Origin of the sequence: Ornithinimicrobium sp. F0845, from assembly GCF_023015765.1 — a bacterium.
Lineage (GTDB): Bacteria > Actinomycetota > Actinomycetes > Actinomycetales > Dermatophilaceae > Ornithinicoccus.
The window spans coordinates 1-24,206 of record NZ_JALKAL010000020.1; the positions used below are offsets into that span (position 1 = coordinate 1).

Genomic DNA, 24,206 nt, shown 5'->3' on the forward strand with positions numbered 1-24,206 from the left:
CAGTACCTGGACGTGGTCATCAACCACCGGCGGGAGATGACCTGGCAGACCCTGCTGGGCAAGATCTACAAGACCAAGGCCCACGACTACACCCAGTACTCCACCATGCTCACCGAAGCCACCGACCAGGTCCTGGCCGCGCCTGAGGAAGACCGGCGCGAGGCGATCGACCTGGCGATCTACCAGGCCCTGTCCTACAAGCCCGGCGGCACCGCCCGGCTGATCACCGGCGAGGACGAACCCTACGGCGAGACCCAGTTCCTGTCCTGGAACCAGATCCGCCTCACCCGCCGCAACCCCAAGACCGGCCGCAAACTCAACGAACCCGACCCCGAGGCCGTCAAGAGAGAACGAGCCCGCCACACCCGCGCCGCCCAAGATCCCGACGACGACACGGGCAGCAGCGCGGCAGCCAGCAGCGCGGCAGGCAGCAGCGCGGCAGGCAGCACCACCCCGACCAGCACGGACACTCCCGGGCACGGCCCCTGGGCCACCACAGACGACACCCCACCGCCGTTCTAGGCCACTGACCTGACAGTTCATTTTTTCAGGGGTATTGTGGAAAAAGGCAGGCAAGGAGGTCGCGCCATGAAATCAAGGAGCATCATCGCGGTCCAGGAGTGGCCGCACGAGAGTCGTCGACCGGCTGAGTTGGTGATCAGTCAGTACGGCGAGCCGGACGAGGTCAGTGCCAACGAGTTGACCTGGCACCGAGCCGCCCCGTGGAAGCGGGTGGTGGCCACCCAGTGGTTCGAGCACCACAACTTCCCTGTGCCGCACGTCGACTGCATCGAGTGCGTCATCGACTACGCCGTGCCGACGGAGAAGATGACCGAGCTGGCACAGTTCGACGGCACCATCCGGGTCGATCGCACGGCCGGGGAACTGTCGGTGCGGTGCCGCAGCATCGCCAGCGACACCCTCAAGATCAACCTCATCCACGACATCGTGACCGGCCGGCGCACGGTGGAGGACGCCCGCGACTACCACGTCGAGGAGGTCCTCAACGCCAAGCGGGGCAAGCCGACGCCCTACCGGGACGAGCTGCGAGTGCCGCAGCAGGTGGACACCAAGGATCCCGGCGAGCAGGTGCTCACCGTGGAGGAGTTGCACACCATCGCGGACACCGACGACTCACTGATCACACCGATGGCCTTGGCCAGACGGGCGGCGCCGCGCCACCCGTGAGCTGACAGTGAGTCAGACGCGTGGCGTGATCCCCCACGCGTCGGCGAGCAGCTCGAAGGAGCGCTGGCGCATCGCGGGGTCGTGGGTGTAGGTCGTGATGATCAGCTCGTCCAGGTCGTAGGCCGCGGCGAACTCCTCGAGCTGCGGCACCACCTGCGCGGGGTCACCGACGGCCTTGACCGAGTGGAACTCGGAGATCATCGGCAGCAGCCCCTCCGGGACGACGGAGCTCAGGTCGTCGACCGGGGGAGCGAGCGGCGAGGACCCGCCGGTGCGGATCGCGGCGACCATCTGCTGGGCGGTGGTGAACAGGTAGTGCGCCTCCGCCTCCGACGGTGCGACCAGCACGTTGATGCCGGCCATGACGGTGGGCCGGTCGACCTGGGCGGTCTCGGCGTCGGCGTTGAACCGGTCGCGATAGATCGCCAGCGCCTCCCGCATCTGCTGCGGCGCGAAGTGGCTGGCGAAACTGAACGGCAGCCCGAGCGCGGCCGCGACCTGCGCGCCGCCGGTGGAGGAGCCGAGCATCCAGATCGGGACGTTGGTGCCCTCGCCCGGCAGTGCACGCACGCGGGTGGTCGCGCCGTCCCCGAGGTAGCTCACCAGGTCCAGCACGTTGCCGGCGAAGTCGTTGAGACCGCTGGCACTGCGGGCCAGGGCGGCAGCGGTGAGCGGGTCGGTGCCCGGCGCGCGCCCCAGGCCGAGGTCGAACCGGTCGCCGTGGAGGGTGGCCAGGGTCCCGTAGTACTCCGCGACCATCAGCGGGGAGTGGTTGGGCAGCATGACCCCGCCGGACCCCAGCCGTATGCCGTGGGTGTGGTTGGCGAAGTGCCCCAGTATGAGGGAGGTCGCCGAGGACATGAACGCCTCGGTCCCGTGGTGCTCGGCCACCCAGAGCCGGTGGTAGCCCAGCTCGTCCAGGCGCGTCGCCAGCTTCGTGGAGTGCTGCATCGCCTCGGCGGGCGTCATGCCCTGGGATCGCGGGACCAGCTCGAGGACGGACAGGGGCACACGTGAGGTGAGTGACGGCATACTGAGGACAACCGCGGGGCGCCGAACTTGTTCCCGCCGCGGGCCGGGAGTATGCCGTGGGCCGGCCGGGGCGTGTCAGTCGTCCTCGTGCAGCGGGTTGAGGATGCGGTCCAGGAACTGGCGGGTCCGCTCGTGCTGCGGGTTGGTGAACATCTCGCGGGGGCCGGACCGCTCGACGATCACGCCGCCGTCCATGAAGAGGACCTCGTCGGCGGCCGCGCGGGCGAAGCTCAGCTCGTGGGTGACCACGACCATGGTCCAGCCCTCGTCGGCCAGCTCCTTGATGACGGTCAGCACGTCGCCCACCAGCTCGGGGTCCAGGGCAGAGGTCGGCTCGTCGAAGAGCAGCAGGCTGGGCGCGAGCGCCAGGGCGCGGACGATGCCGACGCGCTGCTGCTGGCCGCCGGAGAGCTGGTGCGGGTAGACGTCGCGCTTGGCCAGCAGACCCACGCGGTCCAACAGGGCCTGGGCCTCGGCGACCGCCCGGTCCTTGGGCACCTTCTGCACCTGGACCGGGCCCTCGATGACGTTCTCCAGCACGGTCTTGTGCGGGAACAGGTTGTGCTGCTGGAAGACCATGGCCGAGCGGTCACGCAGCGCGAACCGGTCGCGCCTGCGCAGCGGCGTCGAGAAGTCGAGGTCCGGCCCGCCCGCGAACTCGATGCGGCCGCCGTCGGGCACCTCGAGCCCGTTGAGCGAGCGGAGCACGGTGGTCTTGCCCGAGCCGCTCGGCCCGATCAGAACCACCACCTCGCCCTTGCGGACGGTGAGGTCGATCGAGCGCAGCACCTGCAGGTCGCCGAAGCTCTTGCTCAGACCGCTGGCCTGCAGCAGGACCTCGCCCGCGGGACCACCCGCTGGACCACTTGCGGGACCACCGGCGGACGGGAGGGGCCTGGTCGGGTCAGTGCGCGACATACCTGTCCAATCGGGTCTCCAGGGCACTCTGGCCCATCGACAGCACCAGGCAGAACACCCAGTAGACGAGGGCGGCCTGGATGTAGAGCAGCATGAACTCCTGGGTGAACGCCGCGATCTTCTGCGCCTCGCGGAACAGCTCGGTCACCAGGATCATCGAGGCCAGCGAGGTGTCCTTGACCAGGGAGATGAAGGTGTTCGACAGCGGCGGCACCGACACCCTGGCGGCCTGGGGAAGGATCAGGCGGCGCAGGGACTGGGCGTGCGACATGCCGATCGTGTAGCCCGCCTCCCACTGGCCCTTGGGCACCGACAGGATCGCCGCCCGGATGACCTCGGCGGCATAGCCTCCGACGTTGAGGGAGAAGGCGACGATCGCGCTGGGCCACGGGTCGATCAGCACCCCGAGCGAGGGCAGGCCGTAGAAGATGACGAACAGCTGCACCAGCAGGGGCGTGCCGCGGATCGCCGAGATATAGGCCCGGGCGATCCACGACACCACCCTGTTCGACGACAGCCGCATCAGCGCCACGACGAGCGCCAGCACCAGCCCGATGGCGAAGGAGGACAGGGCCAGCGGGATGGTGCCGGTCAGCCCGCCGCGGACGATCGGCCACAGCGAGTCGAGGAAGAGCTGCCAGGAGTCGGACATCGCGAGTCAGCGGGTCAGCGCGTCAGTGGGAGACGTCGGCGCCGAAGTACTTCTCGCCCAGCTCGGCCAGGGTGCCGTCGGCCTCGAGCTCGGCCAGCGCCTCGTCGAAGGCTGAGACCAACTCGGTCTTGTCCTTGCCGAAGGCGAAGGCGTTGAGCGAGGCCTCGTCCAGCTCCGCCGCGATCTTGATCGGGCTGTCCGGGTGCTCGTTGGTGTAGTCCAGGAAGGTCAGCTTGTCGTTGACGGTCGCGTCGACCCGTCCCTGCTCGAGGAGCGCCACGGACTGCGCCCAGCCCTCGACGGCCTCGACGTTGGCCCCGGCGCCCTCGGCGATCTCGCCCCAGTTGCTGGTCAGCGACTGCGCCGTGGTCTTGCCCTCCAGGTCGTCCAGCCCGGCGATGTCGGTGGTGTCGTTGGCCACGACGATGACGCCGGGGGAGACGGTGTAGGGCTCGCTGAACAGGTAGGCCTCCTCGCGCTGGGGGTTGATCGAGACCTGGTTGGCGATCACGTCGAAGCGACCGGCCTCGAGCCCGGCGAAGATCGCGTCCCACTGGGTCTCCTGGTACTCGATCTCCAGGTCCAGCTTCTCCGCGACGGCCTCGACCACCTCGATGTCGTAGCCGACCAGCTCACCGCTGCCGCCCTCGTGGTAGCTGAACGGGCGGTAGGTGCCCTCGGTCCCGACCACCAGGACGCCCTCGTTCGCCAGGCCGTATGCCGAGTCGCCGGCTGCGGTCTGCCCGTCACCGGCGTCGGTGCCTCCGTCGCTGCCGCAGGCAGCGAGGATCAGGGCCGAGGCGGCGAGGGTGACGGTCAGGGTGCGGTGCACAGACATGCGTAGGTCGTCCTTCGTGGGTGGGGGTGTGGCTGCAGTGAGCCGGAGGAGGGCTGCCGTAGCCCGGTGGTTCAACGGTGCAGTGAACCACGTCATTCCCAAGATCGGGAAATGGATATCCCAACGGGGGATTATGGAGGCATCGTGCTTCGACCTTCTGCTCGCACGTCGACCTGCTCGCACGTCGACAGCATCTTGTGGGTGCCGACAGGGAGGCGGTTCAATGGAGGGTCGACGTGACAGCACGACGTGACACCAGGCACAACGTGACAGCAGGCAACTCGTGAGCACGCAGACCATGCTCGTCACCGCGCGCGAGGCCTTCGCGCGCGGCGAGTGGCGCACGGCCCGAGAGCAGCTGGAGACGGCACCGTCCCTGGGTGCCGCCGACCTCGATCTGCTCAGCCGTGCCACCTGGTTCCTCGGTGACGTCGCGGAGTCGATGCAGCAGGCCGAGCGCGCTTTCGCGGCCCACGAGAGCGCGGGCCGTGCGGAGGAGGCCGCGCAGCTGGCGATGCGGCTGGCCCTGGCGTGGGGCACTCGCGCCGACTTCGTGATCGCCGCGGCGTGGCTGGGGCGGGCGCGCCGGCTCCTGGAGGGTCGGCCGGAGTGTGTGGCGACCGGCTACCTGCTCTACAGCCAGGCTTCCCAGGTGTTGGAGATCGAGGGGGACGCCGAGCTCTCCCGGTCCTCCGCGGTCCGGCTCACGTCGCTCGCCACCACGTTCGACGACCCGACGCTGGCCTGCTTCTCCCGGGTGCTGCGCGGGATGGCCCTGATCCGGGACGGCCACATCGGCGAGGGCTTCTCCAGCCTGGACGAGGCGATGCTGCCGGTGCTGGCCGGCCAGGTCGAGCCCGAGTGGGCCGGCGACGTCTACTGCAGCGTGATCCACGTCTGCGAGGGTCTGGCGGACCTCGCGCGGATGCGTGCCTGGACCAACGCCCTGGAGACCTGGGCGCAGCCCCTGTCCCGGGAGTTCATGTATGCCGGGGTGACCAGGGTGCACCAGCTGCAGCTCCTCGGTGCGGAGGGCGACTGGGACGCCATCGAGGCGGAGATGGCCGCGAGCAGCCAGGCGCTGCTCGGCGCGCACAACTGGCTCGCTGGGACGGGCTTCACCGAGCTGGGGGACATCCGCCGGCTGCGAGGTGACCTCGCCGGCGCGGACGATGCCTACGCGCGGGCCCGCGCGGCCGGAGTCGACCCGCAGCCTGGTCACGCCCTGCTCCTGCTGGAGCAGGGGCGGGCCGAGGAGGCCCTCGCCTCGCTGCAGGACGCGATCGGCGGCGCCGGGCAGGTGGAGCGCGGCCGGCTGCTGCTGCCGATGGTCGAGGCAGCCCTGGCAGGCGGCGACACCGCCCTGGCGGCCCGGCACGCCGCGGACCTCGGGAAGGTCGCGGAGCGCTACAGCACGCCCGGGTTGCTCGCCCGCGCCGCCCAGGCCCGGGCTGCGGTGCTGCTGGCCGAGGACCGTCCGGCAGAGGCGCTGCCCCACCTGGAGTCGGCCGTCTTGACCTTCCGCGAGCAGCGCTACCGTCACGCCACCGCTCGGGTGCACGAGTAGCTGGCTGCCGCGCACCGGGCGCTCGGCGACCCGGGTGCCGCAGCGGCGGAGCAGGCCACGGCCGCCGCCATCTATGCCCGGCTCGGGGCGGTCCCGGACAGCCGGCGGGTCGCTGAAGGTGGTGCCGGCGCGTTGCCCGGAGGCCTCACGCAGCGGGAGGCCCAGGTGCTGGCCTGCGTCGCCACCGGCGCGAGCAACCGGCAGGTCGCCGAGCAGCTGGTCATCAGCGAGAAGACCGTCGGACGGCACCTGGCCAACATCTACACCAAGCTCGACGTCTCCTCCCGCACTGCTGCTGCGGCGTGGGCCCGCGCCAACGGGGTCGGTGCGGGGTGACCGGCGCCACGGCATACAGCACATCCACCATGCCCCCGTGGACCAGATGCATGATCTGCCCGATGTGGCAGGGGTGCCCGGTTCCCTAGCGTCGGTGGCACGGGCATCCGCCCGTGACCACGACAGGAGCACATCATGAGCACCATCCAGGCGCCCCCCGCCGACACCCACATCGCGCCCGCCGACCGGGCGACCGACACTGACGAGCCGCGGGTCGGCGAGCCGGATCAGGCGACCGCCGAGCAGGTGGTCGGTCGTCTCGTGCAGATCCTCAATGACGGATCAATCGCGGTCCTGGCCGGGATCGGCCACGACACCGGCCTGTTCGACACGATGGCCGGGCTGCCCCCGGCGACCAGTGAGCAGATCGCCGATGCGGCCGGTCTGGACGAGCGCTACGTCCGGGAGTGGCTCGGCGGCGTCACCACCGCCGGCTTCGTCGAGTGGGACCCGGCGGCACGCACCTTCGCCCTGTGCCCCGACCACGCACCCTTCCTCACCGGCACCGGGCCGGACAACCTGGCGCGGACGCTGTGCGTCGTCTCGATGCTGGGGTCCGCCGCGCCGCGGATCACCGAGGTGTTCCGCACCGGCGGCGGACTGCACTATGCCGACTACCCCGAGTTCCACCACCGGCAGGCGGCGGACAGCGGCCCGGTGCAGGACGCCTACCTGGTCGAGGCGATCCTCCCGCTGACCGGAGAGGTCGACCGGCTCCGGGCCGGCATCGAGGTCGCCGACCTGGCCTGCGGTCAGGGGCACGCGGCCAACCTCATGGCCCGCGCCTTCCCGGCCTCCCGGTTCACCGGCTTCGACTTCGAGCCGGAGGCGATCGCCGCCGCGCGTGCGGAGGCCGCGGCCTGGGGTCTGGACAACGTCTCCTTCGAGGTGCGCGACCTGGCGGAGGGTGTCGGCACGGCGGCGTTCGACCTGCTGACCGTCTTCGACGGCATCCATGACCAGGCGGACCCGGCCGGCGTGCTGTCTCATGTCGCGGCGGCGCTGTGCCCAGACGGCACCTTCCTGATGGCCGACATCGACGCCTCATCGCACCTGGAGAACAACCTCGCGATCCCGTGGGCCGGCTTCCTCTACACGATCTCCACGGTGCACTGCATGTCCGTCTCGCTCGCCCAGGGCGGCGCCGGGCTGGGCACGGTCTGGGGTGTTGAGCTGGCCGAGCAGATGCTGCACGAGGCCGGGTTCACCTCGGTGGTGCAGCACCGGCTGGAGCAGAACCCGTTCGATGTGTATGTCGTGTGCCGACGGTGATGCCGAAGGGTCCCCGCGACCTTGTGTTGCGGGATGACCCCCGCGCCGCTCCGTTGCTGCGGGATCGATGCTGCAGGATCAACACCCTGGCGTGCATCCGGCAACATGCTTCCCGCAACATCGGCAGCGTCAAACCCCTGGCTCAGCCGCGCAGGCTGTCCAGGATCTTGGCGAGTCGCCGGTCGCGGGTCTCGGCGGCCTTGGCGCTCGAGACCTGCCGGGCGTGCTCCTTGCGCGCGGAGTAGGACAGCGCCTCGAAGGCCGCCTTCGCCGCGGGGTCGGCCTCGAGTGCCTCGGTCAGCTCCGGCGGCATGTCGACCGTGCGCTCAGCCGTGTCCAGCTCGACGGTCGCGCTCACTTCCTGGTCGATCTCCACGCCCAGCGCGGCGCGGACGGCCTTGGAGAGTCCGATGCAGTTCAGGCCGCCCATCCGGGCCACTCGCAGCCGGGCGGACTTGCCGTCGATCGTGACAACCACCGGAGGGTTCTTGGTCGGCCCGAGCTCGGCAACCTGCTCATCAGTGAGCACGATGGCGGCGGCCGGTCCGCCGAGTGAGTCGAGCGTTGTCTGCAGCGTCAGCATCCGTCAACAGTAGAGCCAGATCCACGTCGACAACACTCGCGACGTCGTAGAACGTTGCGGTGACCTCCTCAGGGGCAGGTGGCCTTTAATGCACCCACATGGAGCGTGTCCGTGTCCTCATAGGTGATGAACGAGGCATCGGCATAGATGTTCTTCCCGCTGATCTCGATCGTCGGCTCGATCCCGGTGATCAGCTCGCTCAGCGACGGGTCGGCCGCCGCCGGCTCGGTGAACTCGATGTAGGTGTAGCCAGGGTCGATCGCGGCATAGACCGTGGCCGACCCGTCGCTCGCGAGCAGATTGAACTCCGAGCCCTCCACGCCGGTCTCCTCCTCGCCGAAGGCGCAGACCAACTGGCTGAACTCCCACGAGCTGTCGCCGATCGTCAGTGAGGCCGATCCCACCCCGTTCGCGCCGTCGCCGGGCGACCCGGCTGAGTCCTCTGCGCTGCAGTTCTTCTCGCCGTCCGGATAGACCATGACGGCCTGGTGTCCATCCTCCAGGAGGTGGCCGGCCGCCGAGCAGTTGATGTGCGCCGACGGGTCCTCGACGCTCCCCACGCCAAAGTGCAGGCGGACCGTGGTGCCATCCACGGAGAAGCTGTCGGCGCCGGTCCCCGCCTGCAGCGCGGTGCCGAGGGTGTCCAGGTCGCCGCCGTAGACGCTGTCCTCGTCGCCGCTGTCCTCGTCTCCAGAGTCCACGTCGCCGGAGTCCACGTCGGACTCGTTCTCCTCAGCCGCGGCCGCCGGTTCTGGCTGGGCCTCGGCCGGCTCGGTGCCGGGGGTGTCGCCTGAGCAGGCGGTGATGGTGAGGGTGAGACCTGCGGTGAGAGCAATAAAGAAGCCGAACCGGCGATTCTTCGTCAGCACGGAAATACCTCGCATTTCTGTGGGTAGTGCCGCAACCATAGGGAGAAGATCCCAAAAGGGCAATGCGACAAGGAATTTCAGACTGTGGCGGGACGCGGGGGACAGGGTCTCCGGCACGCGCTAGCCTCAGTCATGCGCACTCTCGTGGTCAGCGTGATCGCCGACGACCGACCCGGCCTGGTCGCCGAGCTCGCGAGCACCGTGGCCGAGCACGGCGGCAACTGGCTGGAGAGCCAGATGGGGCGGCTGGGCGGCAAGTTCGCCGGCGCGGTGCTCATCGAGCTCGCGGAGGACCGGGTCGAGGAGGTGACGGCCGCGGTGCGTGCCCTCACCGACGTCGGTGTCGTCGACGTGTCGGCCACCGGCAGCGATGACGCGGGGGAGGCGCTGGAGTCGGTCGGCCTCCTGGTCATCGGCCAGGACCAGCCGGGCATCGTGCGCGAGGTGACGAGGGCGCTCGCTGACCGCGGCCTGAGCATCCAGGAGTTCCACACCTCCACCAGTGACGCTCCGATGAGCGGCGACCGCTTGTTCGAGGCCGTCGCGGTCGTCGGTCTGCCGGAGAGCATCGACCTGTCGGACCTGCGCACCGCCCTGGGTGAGGTGTCCTCGCAGCTGAGCCTCGACATACAGCTCGATGACGGCGAGGAGAACCCGGCCTGGGGCGAGGTGCCGGACCGGGGCTGAGCCCGGCGGCCTGTCAGGAGGTCGGGACGAGGGGGAAGTTGTGGCCGTAGCCCGGGGGCGATCACGGTGCTGCCGACCAGCCGGTCCTCCAGGAACCGACCCTGGAGCGGACTTCGGCAAGCAGGTTCGGCAGGCATCTAGACAGCCCATGGGCCGCGCCACTAGGTTTCAGGGACCGAGGACGTGGCGCTCACCAGCGGTCGGGGTCCGCACGGGGGTGCTTCGCCCACGCGTGCAGTGTTCGTGTGGCCCTTTCCGAGGAGCGTCCATGTCTGTCCCCGTCCGTCGTCACCTGTCCTTCGTCCTCCCGGTCGCCATGGTCGCCAGTCTGCTGGTCACCGCCGGCTCGCTGGGGAGCCCGCCCACGGACGCCGCCACCGGCGTGGTCACTCACGCCGGCGGGGCCGCGGCCGCCCGAGGGGGTCCACCCGGGACCATCTCGATCGAGGTGCTCTCCAGCGAGCCCGACCAGGTGAGCGGGGGCGACGCGCTCGTCGAGGTGCGCGGACCCGCAAAGGTGACGCCGGAGATGCTCCGGGTCAGCGTCAACGGCCAGGACGTCACCGCGGACTTCGATGTCACGGCAGACGGCACGCTCGTCGGGCTCGTGGACGATCTCGAGGACGGGCGGAACACGATCCGGGCCGAGGTCCCACGGTCCGCCCCGCCGCGCGGGAAGCCCGTGGCCAAGCCTGCCGTCCTGCGGGTGACCAACCACTCGAAGGAGGGCCCGATCTTCTCGGGCCCGCAGCAGCAGCCCTTCGTGTGCACCACCGCGCGGGCCACGTTCGGAGGGGAGCCCCTGCTGGGTCAACCGCTCGTGGACAACCAGGACAGCCAGGGGATCCGGGTCGCGCTGGAGGACGAGAACGGCGACTACCCGCAGGACGGTCGCGGCTACCCGACGGACGACGCCGAGATCGTGGGGTGGAGCGCGAACTGCGCCGCGGAGACCCGCGTGGGCTACGTCTATGGCAGCACCGACGGGTCCTTCAAGTGGCTGGCCGATCCGTCCGACCTGCCGGCAGACGTCGCGACCACCACCACGATGGACGGGGACGAGGTGCCGTTCGTCGTGCGGTGGGAGCGCGGCACGATCAACCGCTTCATCTACAGCATCGCGGCCCTCGCGCCGGTCGGCGACGACCCCACCACAGCGCCGGACCCCTCGCTGTGGAACGAGCGACTGGTCTTCAGCTTCCAGGGCGGTGTCGCCATCGGGCACACGCAGGGCACCACCTCGACCAGCGCGATGCTGCCGGCCCAGCTGCTCGGCCTGGGCTATGGCGTGATGTGGTCGACCGGCACGCGCACGAGCACGCACTACAACCTGCAGGTCGGCGGCGAGACCGCCCTGATGGTCAAGGAACGGGCCGTCGAGGCCTACGGCGTGCCGGACTACACGGTCGCGGTCGGCGGGTCGGGCGGTGCGATCCAGCAGTACGTCTACGCCCAGAACCACCCGGGCATCATCGACGCCGCCATCCCGCAGTACTCCTATCCCGACATGGTCACCCAGATCATCCACGTCGCCGACTGCGAGCTGCTCGAGCACTACTTCGACGTGACCGACCGGGACAACGACAAGTGGAAGGACCCGGAGACCCGGCAGGCGATCATCGGGCTCAACGGGACCAACTATCCGAAGAACCTGTCCTCGGGAGACATCGCACAGTGGAACGGGCTCTATGCGCTGATGGGTCTCTACGGCTATCAGGTGATGGACCGTGACCCGGCCTCTCCGGCCCCGGCCCTCATGGAGTGCAAGCCGGGCTGGTTCGGCCTGACCCCGGTCGCGCTGAACCCGACCTTCACCGACGTCGACGACCTCGACCAGCTCGCCCAGGGCGCCGAGGGAGTGGAGTGGACGCACTGGGGCGACCTGGTCAACATCTACGGCACGGACGCCGACGGCAACGCGCGCGTGCCGTGGGACAACGTGGGCGTGCAGTACGGCCTGCAGGCCCTTCTCGACGGCGTCATCACGCCCGAGGAGTTCCTCGACCTCAACGCGCAGGTCGGCAGCTGGAAGGAGACCAAGGACCTCGTCGAGGAGGGCTTCCCGTTCATCGGTGACTTCAGTCCGGCGACCTTCGACCCGTGGAGTTCGCGCAACATGAACCTCAGCCCCGACGGCGTCACGCCGGCCGAGCGGGCCTCGGGCGACCGTCGCGCGATCCGTGCGCTCTACACCTCGGGCATGCAGTTCCAGGGCGACATCGACATCCCGATCATCGACCTGAGGCACTACCTCGAGGACGAGCTCGATATGCACAACACCCAGCAGTCCTTCGCCACCCGGCAGCGCATGCTCAACGTGGACGGCGACGCGTCCAACCAGGTGATCTGGTTCGTCGACGCCCGACCGGAGGAGCAGGCCGACCCGACGCCGCAGGCCTTCGCCGTCATCGACCAGTGGATGGCCAACATCGACGCCAACCCCGGGCTCGGTGTGGCGGGCAACAAGCCGGCCGCGGCGGTCGACTCCTGCTTCGCGACCGACGGGTCCCTCCTCGCCGCGGGTGAGGGCGTCTGGGACGGCGTGCTCGACGACGGCGCCGCCGGTGAGTGCACGGAGCAGTTCCCGATCTACTCCTCCTCGCGCCGGGTCGCCGGCGGCCCCTACGAGGGCGGGGTCTGGAAGTGCACGACCCAGCCGGTCATGCGCGCCGTCAACCGCGGTCTGTATGGCGAGTGGGAACCCACGCGGGCCGAGATCCGCAGGCTGAAGGAGATCTTCCCGAGCGGGGTCTGCGACTTCACCCGCCCGGACGCGGGCAAGCCGCGCAACCTGTGAGCGCCCAGGCCCTCCGACCCCGCACGACCGGGCTGCTCCTGGCCGCCGGGGCGGGCCGGCGCTTCGGCCGACCCAAGGGCACGGTGGCGGACGCCGAAGGACCGTGGGTCGTGCGCGCGGCCCAGGCGCTGCTCGACGGCGGGTGCGGTGACGTGCTCGTCGTCAGCGGTGCCCAGGCGGAGGAGGTCGAGACCCTCCTGGGCACCGCGCCGGACGCCGTCACGGCCATCCGCTGCGGCACCTGGGAGGCGGGTATGGGGGAGTCGCTGCGCGCCGGTCTCACCGCCCTGGCCACGCGTGGCCGGACCACGCCGCTGCAGGCCCTAGTCCACCTCGTGGACCTCCCGGACGTCGGGGGCGAGGTCGTCGCCCGCGTCCTGGAAGCCGCCGGTGCCGGCGCCGACGCCCTGGCGCGAGCGGCATACTCCGGACGTCCGGGGCACCCGGTGCTGCTCGGCCGTGACCACTGGGAGGGGGTGCTGGCCCGAGCGGACGGTGACGCCGGAGCCCGCGGGTATCTGCGCCGGGTCGCGCCCGTCCTGGTCGAGTGCGGGGACCTCGCCAGTGGTGCCGATGTGGACGTGCCGCGGGACGGCCCGGGAGTGTGATCTGCTGTCCGCATGCTCAGCTTGGAGGACATCTTTCCGCCGTTCGCGCTCCGGATCGCGTGCGGCACCGTGGAACTGCGTGTCCTGCGCGACGATGACCTGCCGGAGCTCGTCGACCTCGTGCGTGGTGGTATCCAGGCGCCCGGTCTGCCCATGCCCTTTCTCCGGGACTGGCACGAGCTCCCCTTCGCCCCGGGGACTCCCGACGGATTCCCCACGACGTCCCTGGCCTGGTGGTGGACTCAGCGGGCGACGTTCGCCGTCGATGACTGGCGGCTGGCGCTGACCGTGCGCCGCGACGGCCAGCTCGTCGGCATGCAGGACCTGCACGCCCGTGACTTCGCCCAGACCCGGACTGTCGACACCGGCTCCTGGCTCGGGCTGGCCCACCAGGGGGAGGGGACCGGGACCCTCATGCGCCAGTTGGTGGTCGGGCTCGCGTTCGACGAGCTGGGCGCCGTGGCGTGCGGGTCGGGCTACATCGTCGGCAACGCCGCTTCGGCGGCGGTGAGCCGCAAGACGGGGTATGTCGAGAACGGTCGCCGACGCATCGTGCAGCACACCACCCAGGGGAAGGTGGGTGTCGAGGAACAACGAGTGCTCGTCACGCCGGCCACCTATGTGCGGCCAACGGGTCGCGTGACCGTCCAGGGAGCCGACGCGCTGCGCCGGTTCCTCGGGATCGAGCGCTGAGTCGTGTCCCAGCATGCCGAGGCATCCGATGCGTGAACCTCAGGGTGCCTCAAGATCGACGCGTGTCTCGGTGCCGCGGTAGCCGGCGCGATGGAAGGCCGCGGCCATGGGTCCGTTGACGGCGTCCGTGGTGGCAGTGATGCGAGGGGCGCCCTCCTTGGCGTGGAAGCGGGTGATGTAGGCAAGCAGCGCGTCGACGTGTCCCCGGCCCCGGTGCTCCGGCAGCACGGCCAGGAACCCGACGTTGCGGCTCGTCGGGGTCGCCGACGGAATGGCCACCCCGACGAGGGTGCTGTCGGTCGTGGCGGCCGTCCGCCACCACGAGCGGTCTCCCGGAGCGGCTCGGTAGAAGTCGACCTCGGCACGGGCCAGCTCCTCGGCGTCGCCGGACGCGAGCTCACGTCGGGTCAGGACATCCAGAGACCCCTGCGCTGCAGCGGCAAACAGCCGGACGAAGGTCTCGTCGTCGGCGGGCGCAAACACCAGCGAGGTGGGCTCGGGCGGTAGTGGCTGGTCCGGGTCCCACTGGAACTGGAGGCGCTCGTTGACCCGGGTCAGACCCGCCGCAGCGGCACAACGCAGCTTCAGTTCCACCTCCGCGGCGACGTCCGCGTGGTCACGCCAGTCGTTGGGCAGGCGCATCGTGTGCGGCAGCGGGACACGCACCCCCTGAGCGGCCAGGGCCTCGTGTCCGGCATCGAGAAGTGCCGTGGCCAGGCCGGCGCGGTCCGGCACCTGCGGGTCGACGTCCCACACGTCCAGGGCGATCGGCACGGAGGGGTCGCGCCCCCACCACATCGCCCACCCTCGGACCACGTCGGACTCATCGACCGCCACGACGGACCACTCCGGCTGCAGCCGTCGCGACTCGATCTCGGCGGCCACCTCGGCTGCCGGGAGGCCGGTCTGAGCGGGGACGCTCAGCGCCACCGCGGACGCGAGTTGCGCGGCCGAGGGCTGGACGATGCGCATCCCACGAGCGTTGCTCGCCGGCCCGGTGCCTGCAACTTCTTTGTCGCGCATCGAGCCTGAGCGCGCGATGCCCCAAGCACCCCAGCACAGACCCTGGCGGGCACCGATGTCGACGAACCCTATTGTCGGGGCTAGCGTGTCGCTATGCCAGACGAAGGAGTCTTCGCCAGCCCACAGTCGCTCTCTGACGCCCTGGCCGGGACCGGCTACCTGGCGGATGCGGGGTTGGCGACGGTGACCTGGCTGGCGCACGACCTCGACCGCCCGCTGCTGCTCGAGGGGGAGCCGGGCACCGGCAAGACCGCCCTCGCCGAGGCCCTCGCCCAGCTGCTCGGGGTGCCGCTGATCCGGCTGCAGTGCTACGAGGGCATCGAGGCGAGCCAGGCGCTCTACGACTGGGACTTCCCCCGGCAGATCCTGCACCTGCGCGCGGTGCAGGCGCTCGCGGACGGCGGCCCGGGCAACAACGGCAGCCCTGCTGCCAGCGCGAGTCCCACCACCGACGGGTCCCAGGAGCGGGACCGCGTCGAGCGGCTGGAGGCCGACCTCTTCGACGAGCGGTTCCTGCTCGCCCGACCGGTGCTGCGGGCGCTGCGCGAGGCGCCGTGCGTGCTGCTGGTCGACGAGGTGGACCGGGCCGACGACGAGTTCGAGGCCTTCCTGCTGGAGGTGCTCTCCACCTGGTCGGTGACGATCCCCGAGCTGGGGACGGTGCGCGCGCAGACACCGCCGCTGGTCGTCCTCACCTCCAACCGCACCCGTGAGCTCCACGACGCGCTCAAGCGCCGCTGCCTCTATCACTGGATCGAGCACCCCGGCCTGGAGCGGGAGCTGGCGATCGTGCGGTCGCGGCTGCCCGGCGTCGAGGAGGCCCTCGCCGACGACGTGGTGCGCCTCGTCCAGCGGCTGCGCTCGGACGAGGACCTCGTCAAGCCCCCCGGCGTGGCCGAGACGCTGGACTGGGCGCGGGCGCTGACCGCGCTCGGCGCCAGCCGACTCGACCCCGAGGTGGCGGCCACGACCATGGGTGCCGCCGTGAAGTACCGCGAGGACACCGAACGGGTCCGCGTCGCCCTCGACCGGATGCTCACGAGGTGACCACGGTGTCCAGAGACGCGTCGTCCGGGGGCACGGGGATCGACCCCACAGCCACCGACAAAACCACTACGAAATTGCGGGAAGGACCAACAAAACCACTACAAGAATGCGGGGGGACCGCGGGCTGGAGCGCCGGGCAGACGCTCGGCGGTTTCGCCCGCGCCTGCCGCGCGGCCGGGCTGCCCGTCACCGCCGACCGGGAGCGGACCTTCCTGCAGGCCTGTGCCGCGGTCGGGCTGGCAGACCGGGACGGCGTCTACTGGGCGGGGCGCGGGACGCTGACGGCCTCGCGCGCGGACGTCGAGCCCTTCGACCAGGTCTTCAGCAGCTGGTTCGGCGGACGGGCGATGCACGGCGTCACGACCCCACCGCCCGAGCACCCCACCGTGCTGCAGGCCTCCCTCGAGGACCCTGGGCAGGAGGCCGGCGGCGAGGGCCAGGACAGCGGTGATGACGTGCTGGCGGCCACGGCCTCGGCCGCGGAGGTCCTGCGCCACCGCGACGTCGCAGGGCTCTCCCCGGCAGACCGGGCCGCGCTGCGCCGGCAGTTCGCGACGCTCACGGCGCGCCCGCCCACCCGACCTGCGCGACGGCACACGCCCAGCCACCGGGGTGGCGTCGACGGGCGGGCGACGGTCCGCGCCCACCTGCGTGCCCTGGGTGAACCGGTGCGGATCAGCCGCCGGCGACGGGTGGTGCGGCCCCGGCGGGTGGTCCTGCTCATCGACGTGTCCGGCTCGATGAGTGCCTATGCGGACAACCTGCTGCGTCTCGCACACCGGGTGGTGCAGGCCGCGCCGCGGACGACGGAGGTCTTCACCCTCGGCACGCGCCTGACCCACGTCACCCGGGCCCTGCGGGAGCGGGACACCGACCGGGCGCTGGTCGCGGCGGGGGAGACCGTGCCCGACTGGTCCGGCGGCACGCGGCTGGGGGAGACCCTCGGCGTCTTCCTGCGGCGGTGGGGGCGCCGCGGGATGGCCCGCGGTGCGGTCGTCGTCGTCCTCAGCGACGGGTGGGAGCGGGAGTCGCCGGAGCAGCTCGGGGAGTCGATGCGGCAGCTGCGGTCGCTGGCCCACCGGGTGGTGTGGGTCAATCCGCACCGCGGCAAGCCCGGCTACCTGCCGGTGCAGTCGGGCATCGTGGCGGCGCTGCCGCACATCGACGACTTCGTCGCAGGGCACTCGCTCGCGACGTTCGAGGAGGTCCTGGAGGTGGTCTCACGTGCGTGACGTGCTGGAGGAGCTGCTGACCTGGTGGCAGGCGGGTGAGACCGTCGCCGTGGGCACCGTGGTCGGGACCTGGAAGTCCGCACCCCGGCAGCCGGGCGCCTCGATGCTGGTCGGCCCCGGCGGGGAGGCCGTCGGCTCGGTCTCCGGGGGCTGCGTCGAGGGCGCCGTCTATCAGCTCGGCGAGGAGGTGACCGACTCGGGATCGCCCGTCCTGCAGCGCTACGGCATCTCCGACGACGAGGCGATGGGCGTCGGGCTCACCTGCGGCGGGATCCTCGACGTCTTCGTCGAGCGGGTCTCCCGGGAGGACTTCCCCGAGCTCGGTGACGTCGCCGTCGACATCGCGGAGGGCCGCCCGGTGGCGGTCGCCACGGTGGTCGAGCACCCCGATCCCGCCGAGGTCGGCCGGCGCCTGGTCGTGCGTCCCGAGGGTGAGCCCACCGCCGGCTCGCTGGGCACGGAGCGGCTGGACGACACGGTGATCGACGACGCGCGCGGCATGCTGGCCCAGGGACGCACCGCGACGCTGGAGTACGGCCCCGAGGGCCAGCGGCGCGGAGAGGGCATGCGCGTGTTCGTCGCCTCCTACGCCCCGCGCCCGCGGATGCTCGTCTTCGGCGCGATCGACTTCGCGGCGGCCGTGGCCCGCGTCGGGTCCTTCCTCGGCTATCGCGTCACCGTCTGCGACGCCCGCCCCGTCTTCGCTACCCGCACCCGCTTCCCCGAGGCGGACGAGGTGGTCGTCAAGTGGCCGCACAAGTATGTCGAGGAGCAGGTCGCGCAGGGCCAGCTGGATCCGCGGACGGTCGCCTGTGTGCTCACCCACGACCCGAAGTTCGACGTGCCCCTTCTCGAGGTGCTGCTGGGCGACGACGCCCCTGACCTGGCCTATGTCGGGGCGATGGGGTCGCGGCGCACCCACGAGGACCGGTTGGCCCGCCTGCGAGAGTCGGGCCTGACCGAGGAGCAGCTGGCGAGGCTGCGCAGCCCGATCGGGCTCGACCTGGGCGCCCGGACCCCGGAGGAGACGGCCGTCAGCGTCGCAGCCGAGATCATCGCGTTGCGCTGGGGCGGCGGCGGTGAGGCGTTGTCAGACCTCGACGGCGCCATCCACCGCCACCACCCGCACACCTGAGTCAGGGGCAGGTGCCCTCGAAGGAGGCGTCCAACTGCTCCGTCGTCAGGTCGTCGGTCAGCACCATCTCGCCCCGGACGCTCTTGCCGTCGAGTTCGATGAAGTCCTCGGCCGGGAATCCGACGGTAGCCAGTGAGACGGAGGGGTTCTCGAAGTCCTCGATGTCGTCGAGCGTGACGCGGTGCCCGTACGAATCGATGGAGACATAGAACTGCAACCCGTCCTGGAGCGACGTCAAGACGAACTCTGCGCCCTCCTGGCCTGTCTCTTCCTCGCCGATCGCGCACAACACGCTGTCGAACTCCCAGGTCTGGTCGCCCATGGTGAGGGTCGCCGAGCCGCCGCCCTGCGAGGCCATCTGCCCCTCAAGGTTCTCCTTCATGTCCTCGGCCATGTCCGTGGCGTCGGCAGAGGTTTCGTCCGACATGCCCGGGTTGGCGGCTTCGTCGTCCTCGTCGTCGGCAGCGGCCTCGCCGTCCGCGTCGGCGGCAGCGGCCTCGTCCTCCGCGGGCGCATCAGCTCCGTCGGCGGCCGGTTCTGCGGCCTCGGGTTCGTCGTCTCCGCTCGGCTCATCCGCGTCCCCGCCGCAGCCTGCCAGAGCCATTGCCAGAACCGCCGCCATAGCGGCCACAGTTGTCGATCGATTCCCTCTGATATTCACGACGATCACGGGGTGTCTCCTCAAGGCATGTGATGTGGATCATACCGAGGGCTGGCGGATCGCACCAGACCTGCACGGGCAGAGGACTATTCGTGAGAGCCGCTATCCGCCATGCAGTTGCACGCATCCTTCACACGGATTTCGAGGCTTGGCGTGAAGGATGCGCGCACGTGCACGGGGTGGGGTCGGGAGTGGGATCGCACACCCGCAGGGGTGGGCTGGAACGGTCAGTCGCGGCCGAGGGCACGTCCGATCGCGATGCCGATGACCAGCCCGATGACGCCGGCGGCGATGGCCGTGCCGTAGCGCCGGAGCAGCACCGGCCCGACCAGGTCACCGAGGTCGATCGCGTCGTCGTCCGAGCCATGCTTCGGACTGGCTGTGCTCGTGGACGCCGCGGCTCGTGGAGGCGTGGCCAGGGGAGGGGTCTCCGACCCGGACGGTCCCGGGGAGGGGTCCTTGACCGGTTCGGGCGTGGCCGCGGCAGCGGACGGTGCAGCACCGGAGGCCGTCACCGGCTCCGCGATATCGGGAGCAGGCGAGGAGTCGCTGGCCGTCGTCGCTGCGTCGTCACCAGCAGCCTCTCCGCCGTCACCTTCGTCAGCACCCTCACCACCGAGCGTCGACTCCAGGCACGCGACGAACTGGCCCAGCAGCTTGTCCGAGACGTCCTGCATGACGCCACGGCCGAACTGGGCCGGCTTGCCGGTGACCGTCAGGTCCGTCACGACCTCGACCGAGGTGCCCTCACCGTCCGGTATCAGCGCCATGGTCGCGGTCGCACCGGCGGTGCCGTTGCCGCGCTTGTCCTTGCCCTTGCCCTCGATCACCGCCCGGTGGGCGGTGTCGTCGCGCTCGAGGAAGGCGCCGGTCCCGGCATACTGCATCTGGATCGGCCCGAGCTTGACCTTGACCGTCCCGGAGAACGTGTCGCCGTCGGCCTCGGTGACCTTGGCTCCCGGGAAGCAGCTCCCGACCTGTTGCAGGTCGGTGAGCAGCGCCCAGGTGTCCTCCGGGGAGGCGGGGACGGTGAACGTGTGTCGCAGCTCCATGCCCATGGGCTCAGCCTCCCGCAGCCGCCAGCACCGCGCGACGTGTCAGGACACCCGCCAGGTGCCGCCGGTAGTCGGCCTGGCCGTTGAGGTCCGACGGTGGCTCGGTGCCCTCGCCGGCCCGCGCGCAGATCTCGCCGATGGCCTCCTCGGTGGCCGGCTGCCCCGCCAGGGCCGCCTCGACGCCCGGGGCGCGCAGCGGCTTGGACCCCATGTTGGTCATCCCGACCCTGGCCTCGGCGATGACGCCGCCCTCGGACCGGACGGCCGCGGCGATGCCGATGATGGCCCACTGGTGGGAGACCCGCACGAACTTCTCGTAGTGGCTGCCCCAGCCGGTGTGCTTGGGGATCGTCACCGCGGTGAGCAGCTCGCCGTCGCCGACCGCCGTCTCGAAAAGGTCGACGAAGAAGTCCGCGGCCGCGACCTGCCGCGGCCCGACCACCCCGCGGCTCTGGACCTCCATGGTCGCGTCGAGCGCGAGCACCGGTGCGCCGACGTCGCCGGCCGGGTCGGCGTGCGCCAGCGCGCCGCAGACGGTGCCGCGGTGCCGGATCTGCGGGTCGGCGATCTCCGAGACCGCCTTGTGGAGCAGGCCGAGGTGCTCGCGCACCAGGTCGCTGTCCAGGACCTCCTGGTATGTCGTGGCGGCACCGATGCGGATCGCGTCACCGGTGTCGTCGATCCCCTTGAGGGACTCGATCCGGGAGATGTCGACGACCAGCTCGGGCGCGTTGAGGCGCATCCGCAGGACGGGCAGGAGGGACTGGCCTCCGGCCATCACCTTGGCCTCGTCGCCGTGCTCGGACAGCAGGGTCAGGGCCTCCTCGACGGTGGCCGGTGCCGCGTAGTCAAAGGGTGCGGGGATCACAGCGTGCCGCCTTCGGTCTCGGGGGTGTCCTGGTTGGGTGCCGACTCGTCGAAGTGGGGTGCGGCCTCCTCGACGACCGGCTGGTGGGCCGCGCCCTGGATCGCGTTCCAGACGCGCTCGGGGGTGCAGGGCATGACGATGTCGGTCACGCCCAGCGGCCGCAGCGCGTCGAGGACGGCGTTGACCACGGCCGGGGTCGAGGCGATCGTGCCGGCCTCGCCCACGCCCTTGGCGCCGAGGTCGTTGGTCGTCGACGGCGTCACCGTGCGGTCGGTCACGAAGCTGATGGTGTCGGCCGAGGTGGGCAGGGTGTAGTCGACGAACGACCCGGTGATCAGCGTGCCCTGGTCGTCATAGACCGCCTCCTCCCACAGCGCCTGGGCGATGCCCTGCACCAGGCCACCGTGGATCTGCCCGTCGACGATCAGCGGGTTCACGACGGTGCCGATGTCGTCGACGCAGACGTAGGAGCGCATCGTGGTCTCACCGGTCTCGGTGTCGACCTCCATCGCGCACAGGTGCGTGCCGTGCGGGTAGGAGAAGTTGACCGGGTCGTAGGTGGCGTCCGCGTCCAGGCTCGCCTCCATGCCGTCCGGCAGGTCGTGGGCGGCGAAGACCGACAGGGCCAGCCCGGTGAGGCTCAGCCCCTCCTGGTCGGCGCCGGCACCGCGCACGGTGAACTTGCCGTCGGCGAACTCCAGGTCGGCCACGTTGGCCTCGAGGACGTGCGCGGCCAGCGGCTTGGCCTTCTCGATGACCTTCTGCGCGGCCTTGATCACCGCCTGACCACCGACCACCAGCGACCGTGACCCGTAGGTGTCCAGGCCCTTGTGGCTGATCTGGGTGTCGCCGTGCAGCACCTCGACGTCCTCGAAGGGCACGCCGAGCTGGTCGGCGACGATCTGGCTCCAGGCCGTCTCGTGGCCCTGGCCGTGGGCGGAGGAGCCGGTGATGACCTCGACCTTGCCCGAGGGCAGCATCCGCACGGAGGCGTGCTCCCAGCCGCCGGCGCCGTAGGCGAGCGAGCCGAGGACCCGGCTGGGCGCCAGCCCGCACATCTCGGTGAAGGTCGACACTCCGAGACCCAGCTGGACCCGGTCCCCGCTCTCCCGGCGACGGGCCTGCTCGGCCCGCAGCTCGTCATACTTGAACAGCTCCTTGGCGCGGGCGGTGGCGGCCTCGTAGTTGCCGGAGTCGTACTCCAGCCCGGCCACGGTGGTGAACGGGAACTCCTCGTGCTTGATCCAGTTCTGCTCGCGGACCTCCAGGGGGTCGCGCCCCAGCTCGGTGGCCAGCTCGTCCATCATCCGCTCGATGGCGAAGGTCGCCTCCGGCCGGCCGGCGCCGCGGTAGGCGTCGGTCCACGTCGTGTTGGTGAAGACGTTCTGGCACTCGAAGCGGTAGGAGGGGAACTTGTAGATCGCGTTGAACATGAAGGCGCCCAGGATCGGCACGCCCGAGGTCACCAGGCCCAGGTAGGCGCCCATGTTGGCGATCAGCTGGACCTTGAGGCCGGTGACGGTGCCGTCCGCCTTCGCCGCGAGGGTGAGCTTCTGCCACTGGTCGCGGCCGTGGTGGGCGGCGAGCAGCGACTCCGAGCGGGTCTCGTTCCACTTGCAGGGCTTGCCAGTATGCCGTGCGACCAGGAAGGTGATCACCTCCTCCGGGGTGACCTGCAGCTTGCCGCCGAACCCGCCGCCCACGTCGGGGGCGATGACCCGCACCTTGGACTCGGCCACGCCGAGGGTCAGCGCGAGCATGAGGCGCAGGATGTGCGGCACCTGGGTTGCCGACCACATGACGAACTGCTCGCCGGTCGGGTCGACGACCACGCTGCGGGGCTCCATGAATGAGGGGATCAGGCGCTGCTGGCGGAACTCCCGCTCGATGAGCACCTCGGCGTCACGGATGGCGGCCTCGACGTCGTCACCGGTGCCGGCCTCGGCGGAGTCGAAGACCCACAGCGCCGACTCGTTGGTGCCGAGGTCGGGGTGGGCGAGCACCTCGTCGGCGGCGGCGACCTTGAGGTCGATGACCGCGTCGAGCTCCTCGTAGTCGACGTCGACCAGCTCGGCCGCGTCCCGGGCGGCGGCTGCCGACCTCGCGACGACGACAGCCACGATCTCGCCGGAGAAGGTGACGCGGTCCACGGCGACCGCCGGGTGCGGCGGTGCCTTCTGCTCGGGCGTGACCGGCCAGGCGTTGGGCAGGGAGCCCTGCTGGTCCTTGAGGTCCTCGCCGGTCAGCACGGCCATGACGCCGGGCGCGGCCTTGGCCTCGGTGGTGTCGATGCCGGTGATCCGGGCGTGGGCGAAGGGACTGCGCACCATCGACAGGTGCAGCATCCCCGGCAGCTCGATGTTGTTGGTCCACTTGGTGCGGCCTGTGATCAGCCGCTGGTCCTCCTTGCGGCGCCGGTCCCTGCCGACCTCACGGGTGCCGGCCTGCGGCTCCTGCGTGATCGTCATGACTGCTCACCGCCCTGGCCCGCGTCGGCCGCCTGCAGGACGGCCTGCACGATGTTGTGATAGCCGGTGCACCGACAGAGGTTGCCCTCCATGTGCTGGCGGACGTAGGCCTCGTCGGGTGTGGGGTTCTCCCTCAGCAGGTCGGTGGCCTGCATGATCATGCCCGGTGTGCAGTAGCCGCACTGGAGGGCGTGGCAGTCGCGGAAGGCCTCCTGGACCGGGCTGAGCGTCTCCCCGTCCGCCAGCCCCTCGATCGTGGTCACCTCGCTGCCGTCGGCCTGCACCGCCAGCATGTTGCACGACTTCACGCTGCGCCCGTCGAGGTGCACCGTGCAGGCGCCGCAGTTGCTGGTATCGCAGCCCACCACCGTGCCCGTCTTGCCGAGCTGCTCTCTCAGATAGTGGACGAGGAGCGTGCGGGGCTCGACCTCGTCCTCATAGTTCACGCCATCAACGGTCACGGAGATCTTGGTCACTGGGGCCTCCAACACGGGGGGACGGACATCGTTGTCCCTCAGCATCCTTCCGCCCGGGCTGGCTTCCCGCAAGAGGTCCGACGTCCGCGCGTTCCCGCCGCTACCCGCGGCGCCTATGACGGACAGGTGGTCCCGCCGAGCACATTCAGTGCACCGACCTCTTGACAGAAACATATTGAATGTGTTCAATACATTCATGAC

The 24,206-nt window shown here is 70.6% G+C and carries 24 protein-coding genes; 12 read left to right on the plus strand and 12 right to left on the minus strand.

Annotated elements, in window-relative coordinates; all coding sequences use genetic code 11:
- Both MWU75_RS18790 and MWU75_RS18795 read left to right on the plus strand, forming a co-directional pair.
- The coding region (locus MWU75_RS18790; RefSeq protein WP_247093840.1) for a hypothetical protein at positions 1–522 on the plus strand (522 nt) is incomplete at its 5' end.
- Positions 523–588: 66 nt separating this feature from the next.
- Positions 589–1,188 carry a hypothetical protein gene (locus tag MWU75_RS18795; RefSeq protein ID WP_247093842.1) on the plus strand — a complete coding sequence of 200 codons (600 nt, stop codon included), beginning with the start codon at positions 589–591 and terminating at the stop codon, positions 1,186–1,188.
- A 12-nt stretch (positions 1,189–1,200) separates the two neighbouring features.
- Here MWU75_RS18795 and MWU75_RS18800 read toward each other — a convergent pair whose 3' ends face one another.
- The 4 genes from MWU75_RS18800 to MWU75_RS18815 form a co-directional block, all read right to left on the minus strand.
- Positions 1,201–2,220 carry an LLM class flavin-dependent oxidoreductase gene (locus MWU75_RS18800; RefSeq protein WP_247093844.1) on the minus strand — a complete coding sequence of 340 codons (1,020 nt, stop codon included), beginning with the start codon at positions 2,218–2,220 and terminating at the stop codon, positions 1,201–1,203.
- Between the two features lie 75 nt (positions 2,221–2,295).
- Complete coding sequence (locus MWU75_RS18805) at positions 2,296–3,138, minus strand: amino acid ABC transporter ATP-binding protein (RefSeq protein ID WP_281497522.1); 843 nt, start codon at positions 3,136–3,138, stop codon at positions 2,296–2,298.
- Positions 3,125–3,790, minus strand: coding sequence for an amino acid ABC transporter permease (locus MWU75_RS18810; RefSeq protein ID WP_247093846.1), 666 nt, complete (start codon positions 3,788–3,790; stop codon positions 3,125–3,127). The genes MWU75_RS18805 and MWU75_RS18810 overlap by 14 nt, the downstream gene beginning before the upstream one ends.
- A 22-nt stretch (positions 3,791–3,812) precedes the next feature.
- Positions 3,813–4,628, minus strand: coding sequence for an amino acid ABC transporter substrate-binding protein (locus tag MWU75_RS18815; RefSeq protein ID WP_247093848.1), 816 nt, complete (start codon positions 4,626–4,628; stop codon positions 3,813–3,815).
- Positions 4,629–4,911: 283 nt separating this feature from the next.
- Here MWU75_RS18815 and MWU75_RS18820 point away from each other — a divergent pair, with 283 nt between their 5' ends.
- The 3 genes from MWU75_RS18820 to MWU75_RS18830 all read left to right on the plus strand — a co-directional run bounded on the left by MWU75_RS18820 (position 4,912) and on the right by MWU75_RS18830 (position 7,803).
- On the plus strand, positions 4,912–6,195 hold the full coding sequence (locus MWU75_RS18820; RefSeq protein WP_247093850.1) for a helix-turn-helix transcriptional regulator: 1,284 nt from the start codon (positions 4,912–4,914) through the stop codon (positions 6,193–6,195).
- 132 nt (positions 6,196–6,327) lie between these two features.
- On the plus strand, positions 6,328–6,531 hold the full coding sequence (locus MWU75_RS18825; protein WP_247093852.1) for a helix-turn-helix transcriptional regulator: 204 nt from the start codon (positions 6,328–6,330) through the stop codon (positions 6,529–6,531).
- Between the two features lie 135 nt (positions 6,532–6,666).
- The gene (locus tag MWU75_RS18830) at positions 6,667–7,803 is read left to right on the plus strand and encodes a methyltransferase domain-containing protein (protein WP_247093854.1); all 1,137 of its coding nucleotides are present in this window, start codon (positions 6,667–6,669) and stop codon (positions 7,801–7,803) included.
- A gap of 142 nt (positions 7,804–7,945) precedes the next feature.
- Here MWU75_RS18830 and MWU75_RS18835 read toward each other — a convergent pair whose 3' ends face one another.
- Both MWU75_RS18835 and MWU75_RS18840 read right to left on the minus strand, forming a co-directional pair.
- Positions 7,946–8,386, minus strand: coding sequence for a YdeI/OmpD-associated family protein (locus MWU75_RS18835; protein ID WP_247093856.1), 441 nt, complete (start codon positions 8,384–8,386; stop codon positions 7,946–7,948).
- 68 nt (positions 8,387–8,454) lie between these two features.
- Positions 8,455–9,255 (minus strand): hypothetical protein, encoded by an 801-nt coding sequence (locus tag MWU75_RS18840; RefSeq protein ID WP_247093859.1) that lies wholly within the window; start codon positions 9,253–9,255, stop codon positions 8,455–8,457.
- 132 nt (positions 9,256–9,387) lie between these two features.
- Between MWU75_RS18840 and MWU75_RS18845 the strand changes: the two genes are divergently transcribed.
- The 4 genes from MWU75_RS18845 (at position 9,388) to MWU75_RS18860 (ending at position 14,040) form a co-directional block, all read left to right on the plus strand.
- Positions 9,388–9,942 (plus strand): ACT domain-containing protein, encoded by a 555-nt coding sequence (locus MWU75_RS18845; RefSeq protein WP_247093861.1) that lies wholly within the window; start codon positions 9,388–9,390, stop codon positions 9,940–9,942.
- 268 nt (positions 9,943–10,210) lie between these two features.
- The gene (locus MWU75_RS18850; RefSeq protein ID WP_247093863.1) at positions 10,211–12,739 is read left to right on the plus strand and encodes a DUF6351 family protein; all 2,529 of its coding nucleotides are present in this window, start codon (positions 10,211–10,213) and stop codon (positions 12,737–12,739) included.
- Complete coding sequence (locus MWU75_RS18855) at positions 12,736–13,347, plus strand: nucleotidyltransferase family protein (protein ID WP_247093865.1); 612 nt, start codon at positions 12,736–12,738, stop codon at positions 13,345–13,347. The genes MWU75_RS18850 and MWU75_RS18855 overlap by 4 nt, the downstream gene beginning before the upstream one ends.
- A 12-nt stretch (positions 13,348–13,359) precedes the next feature.
- Positions 13,360–14,040 (plus strand): GNAT family protein, encoded by a 681-nt coding sequence (locus tag MWU75_RS18860; protein WP_247093867.1) that lies wholly within the window; start codon positions 13,360–13,362, stop codon positions 14,038–14,040.
- A 39-nt stretch (positions 14,041–14,079) separates the two neighbouring features.
- On the opposite strand, the gene MWU75_RS18865 is transcribed toward MWU75_RS18860, so the two are convergent.
- A complete protein-coding gene (locus MWU75_RS18865) occupies positions 14,080–15,012 on the minus strand; it encodes a GNAT family N-acetyltransferase (RefSeq protein WP_247093869.1) in 933 nt (310 codons plus the stop codon).
- Positions 15,013–15,156: 144 nt separating this feature from the next.
- Here MWU75_RS18865 and MWU75_RS18870 point away from each other — a divergent pair, with 144 nt between their 5' ends.
- The 3 genes from MWU75_RS18870 to MWU75_RS18880 are packed head-to-tail and all read left to right on the plus strand — an operon-like array spanning position 15,157 to position 18,477.
- Positions 15,157–16,110, plus strand: a complete 954-nt coding sequence (locus MWU75_RS18870; protein WP_247093871.1) for a MoxR family ATPase — start codon at positions 15,157–15,159, stop codon at positions 16,108–16,110.
- 5 nt (positions 16,111–16,115) lie between these two features.
- Entirely contained in the window at positions 16,116–17,342 is a 1,227-nt protein-coding gene (locus MWU75_RS18875) for a VWA domain-containing protein (RefSeq protein WP_348647815.1), read from the plus strand.
- Positions 17,335–18,477 (plus strand): XdhC/CoxI family protein, encoded by a 1,143-nt coding sequence (locus tag MWU75_RS18880; RefSeq protein WP_247093873.1) that lies wholly within the window; start codon positions 17,335–17,337, stop codon positions 18,475–18,477. The genes MWU75_RS18875 and MWU75_RS18880 overlap by 8 nt, the downstream gene beginning before the upstream one ends.
- A 1-nt stretch (position 18,478) precedes the next feature.
- On the opposite strand, the gene MWU75_RS18885 is transcribed toward MWU75_RS18880, so the two are convergent.
- The 5 genes from MWU75_RS18885 to MWU75_RS18905 all read right to left on the minus strand — a co-directional run bounded on the left by MWU75_RS18885 (position 18,479) and on the right by MWU75_RS18905 (position 24,005).
- Positions 18,479–19,147 carry a hypothetical protein gene (locus MWU75_RS18885; RefSeq protein WP_247093875.1) on the minus strand — a complete coding sequence of 223 codons (669 nt, stop codon included), beginning with the start codon at positions 19,145–19,147 and terminating at the stop codon, positions 18,479–18,481.
- 218 nt (positions 19,148–19,365) lie between these two features.
- On the minus strand, positions 19,366–20,196 hold the full coding sequence (locus tag MWU75_RS18890; protein WP_247093877.1) for an SRPBCC family protein: 831 nt from the start codon (positions 20,194–20,196) through the stop codon (positions 19,366–19,368).
- Between the two features lie 4 nt (positions 20,197–20,200).
- Complete coding sequence (locus MWU75_RS18895; protein ID WP_247093879.1) at positions 20,201–21,061, minus strand: xanthine dehydrogenase family protein subunit M; 861 nt, start codon at positions 21,059–21,061, stop codon at positions 20,201–20,203.
- The gene (locus MWU75_RS18900) at positions 21,058–23,529 is read right to left on the minus strand and encodes a xanthine dehydrogenase family protein molybdopterin-binding subunit (protein ID WP_247093881.1); all 2,472 of its coding nucleotides are present in this window, start codon (positions 23,527–23,529) and stop codon (positions 21,058–21,060) included. Before MWU75_RS18900 ends, MWU75_RS18895 begins: the two co-directional genes overlap by 4 nt.
- A complete protein-coding gene (locus MWU75_RS18905) occupies positions 23,526–24,005 on the minus strand; it encodes a (2Fe-2S)-binding protein (RefSeq protein ID WP_348647816.1) in 480 nt (159 codons plus the stop codon). Before MWU75_RS18905 ends, MWU75_RS18900 begins: the two co-directional genes overlap by 4 nt.
- Between the last annotated feature and the right edge of the window lie 201 nt (positions 24,006–24,206).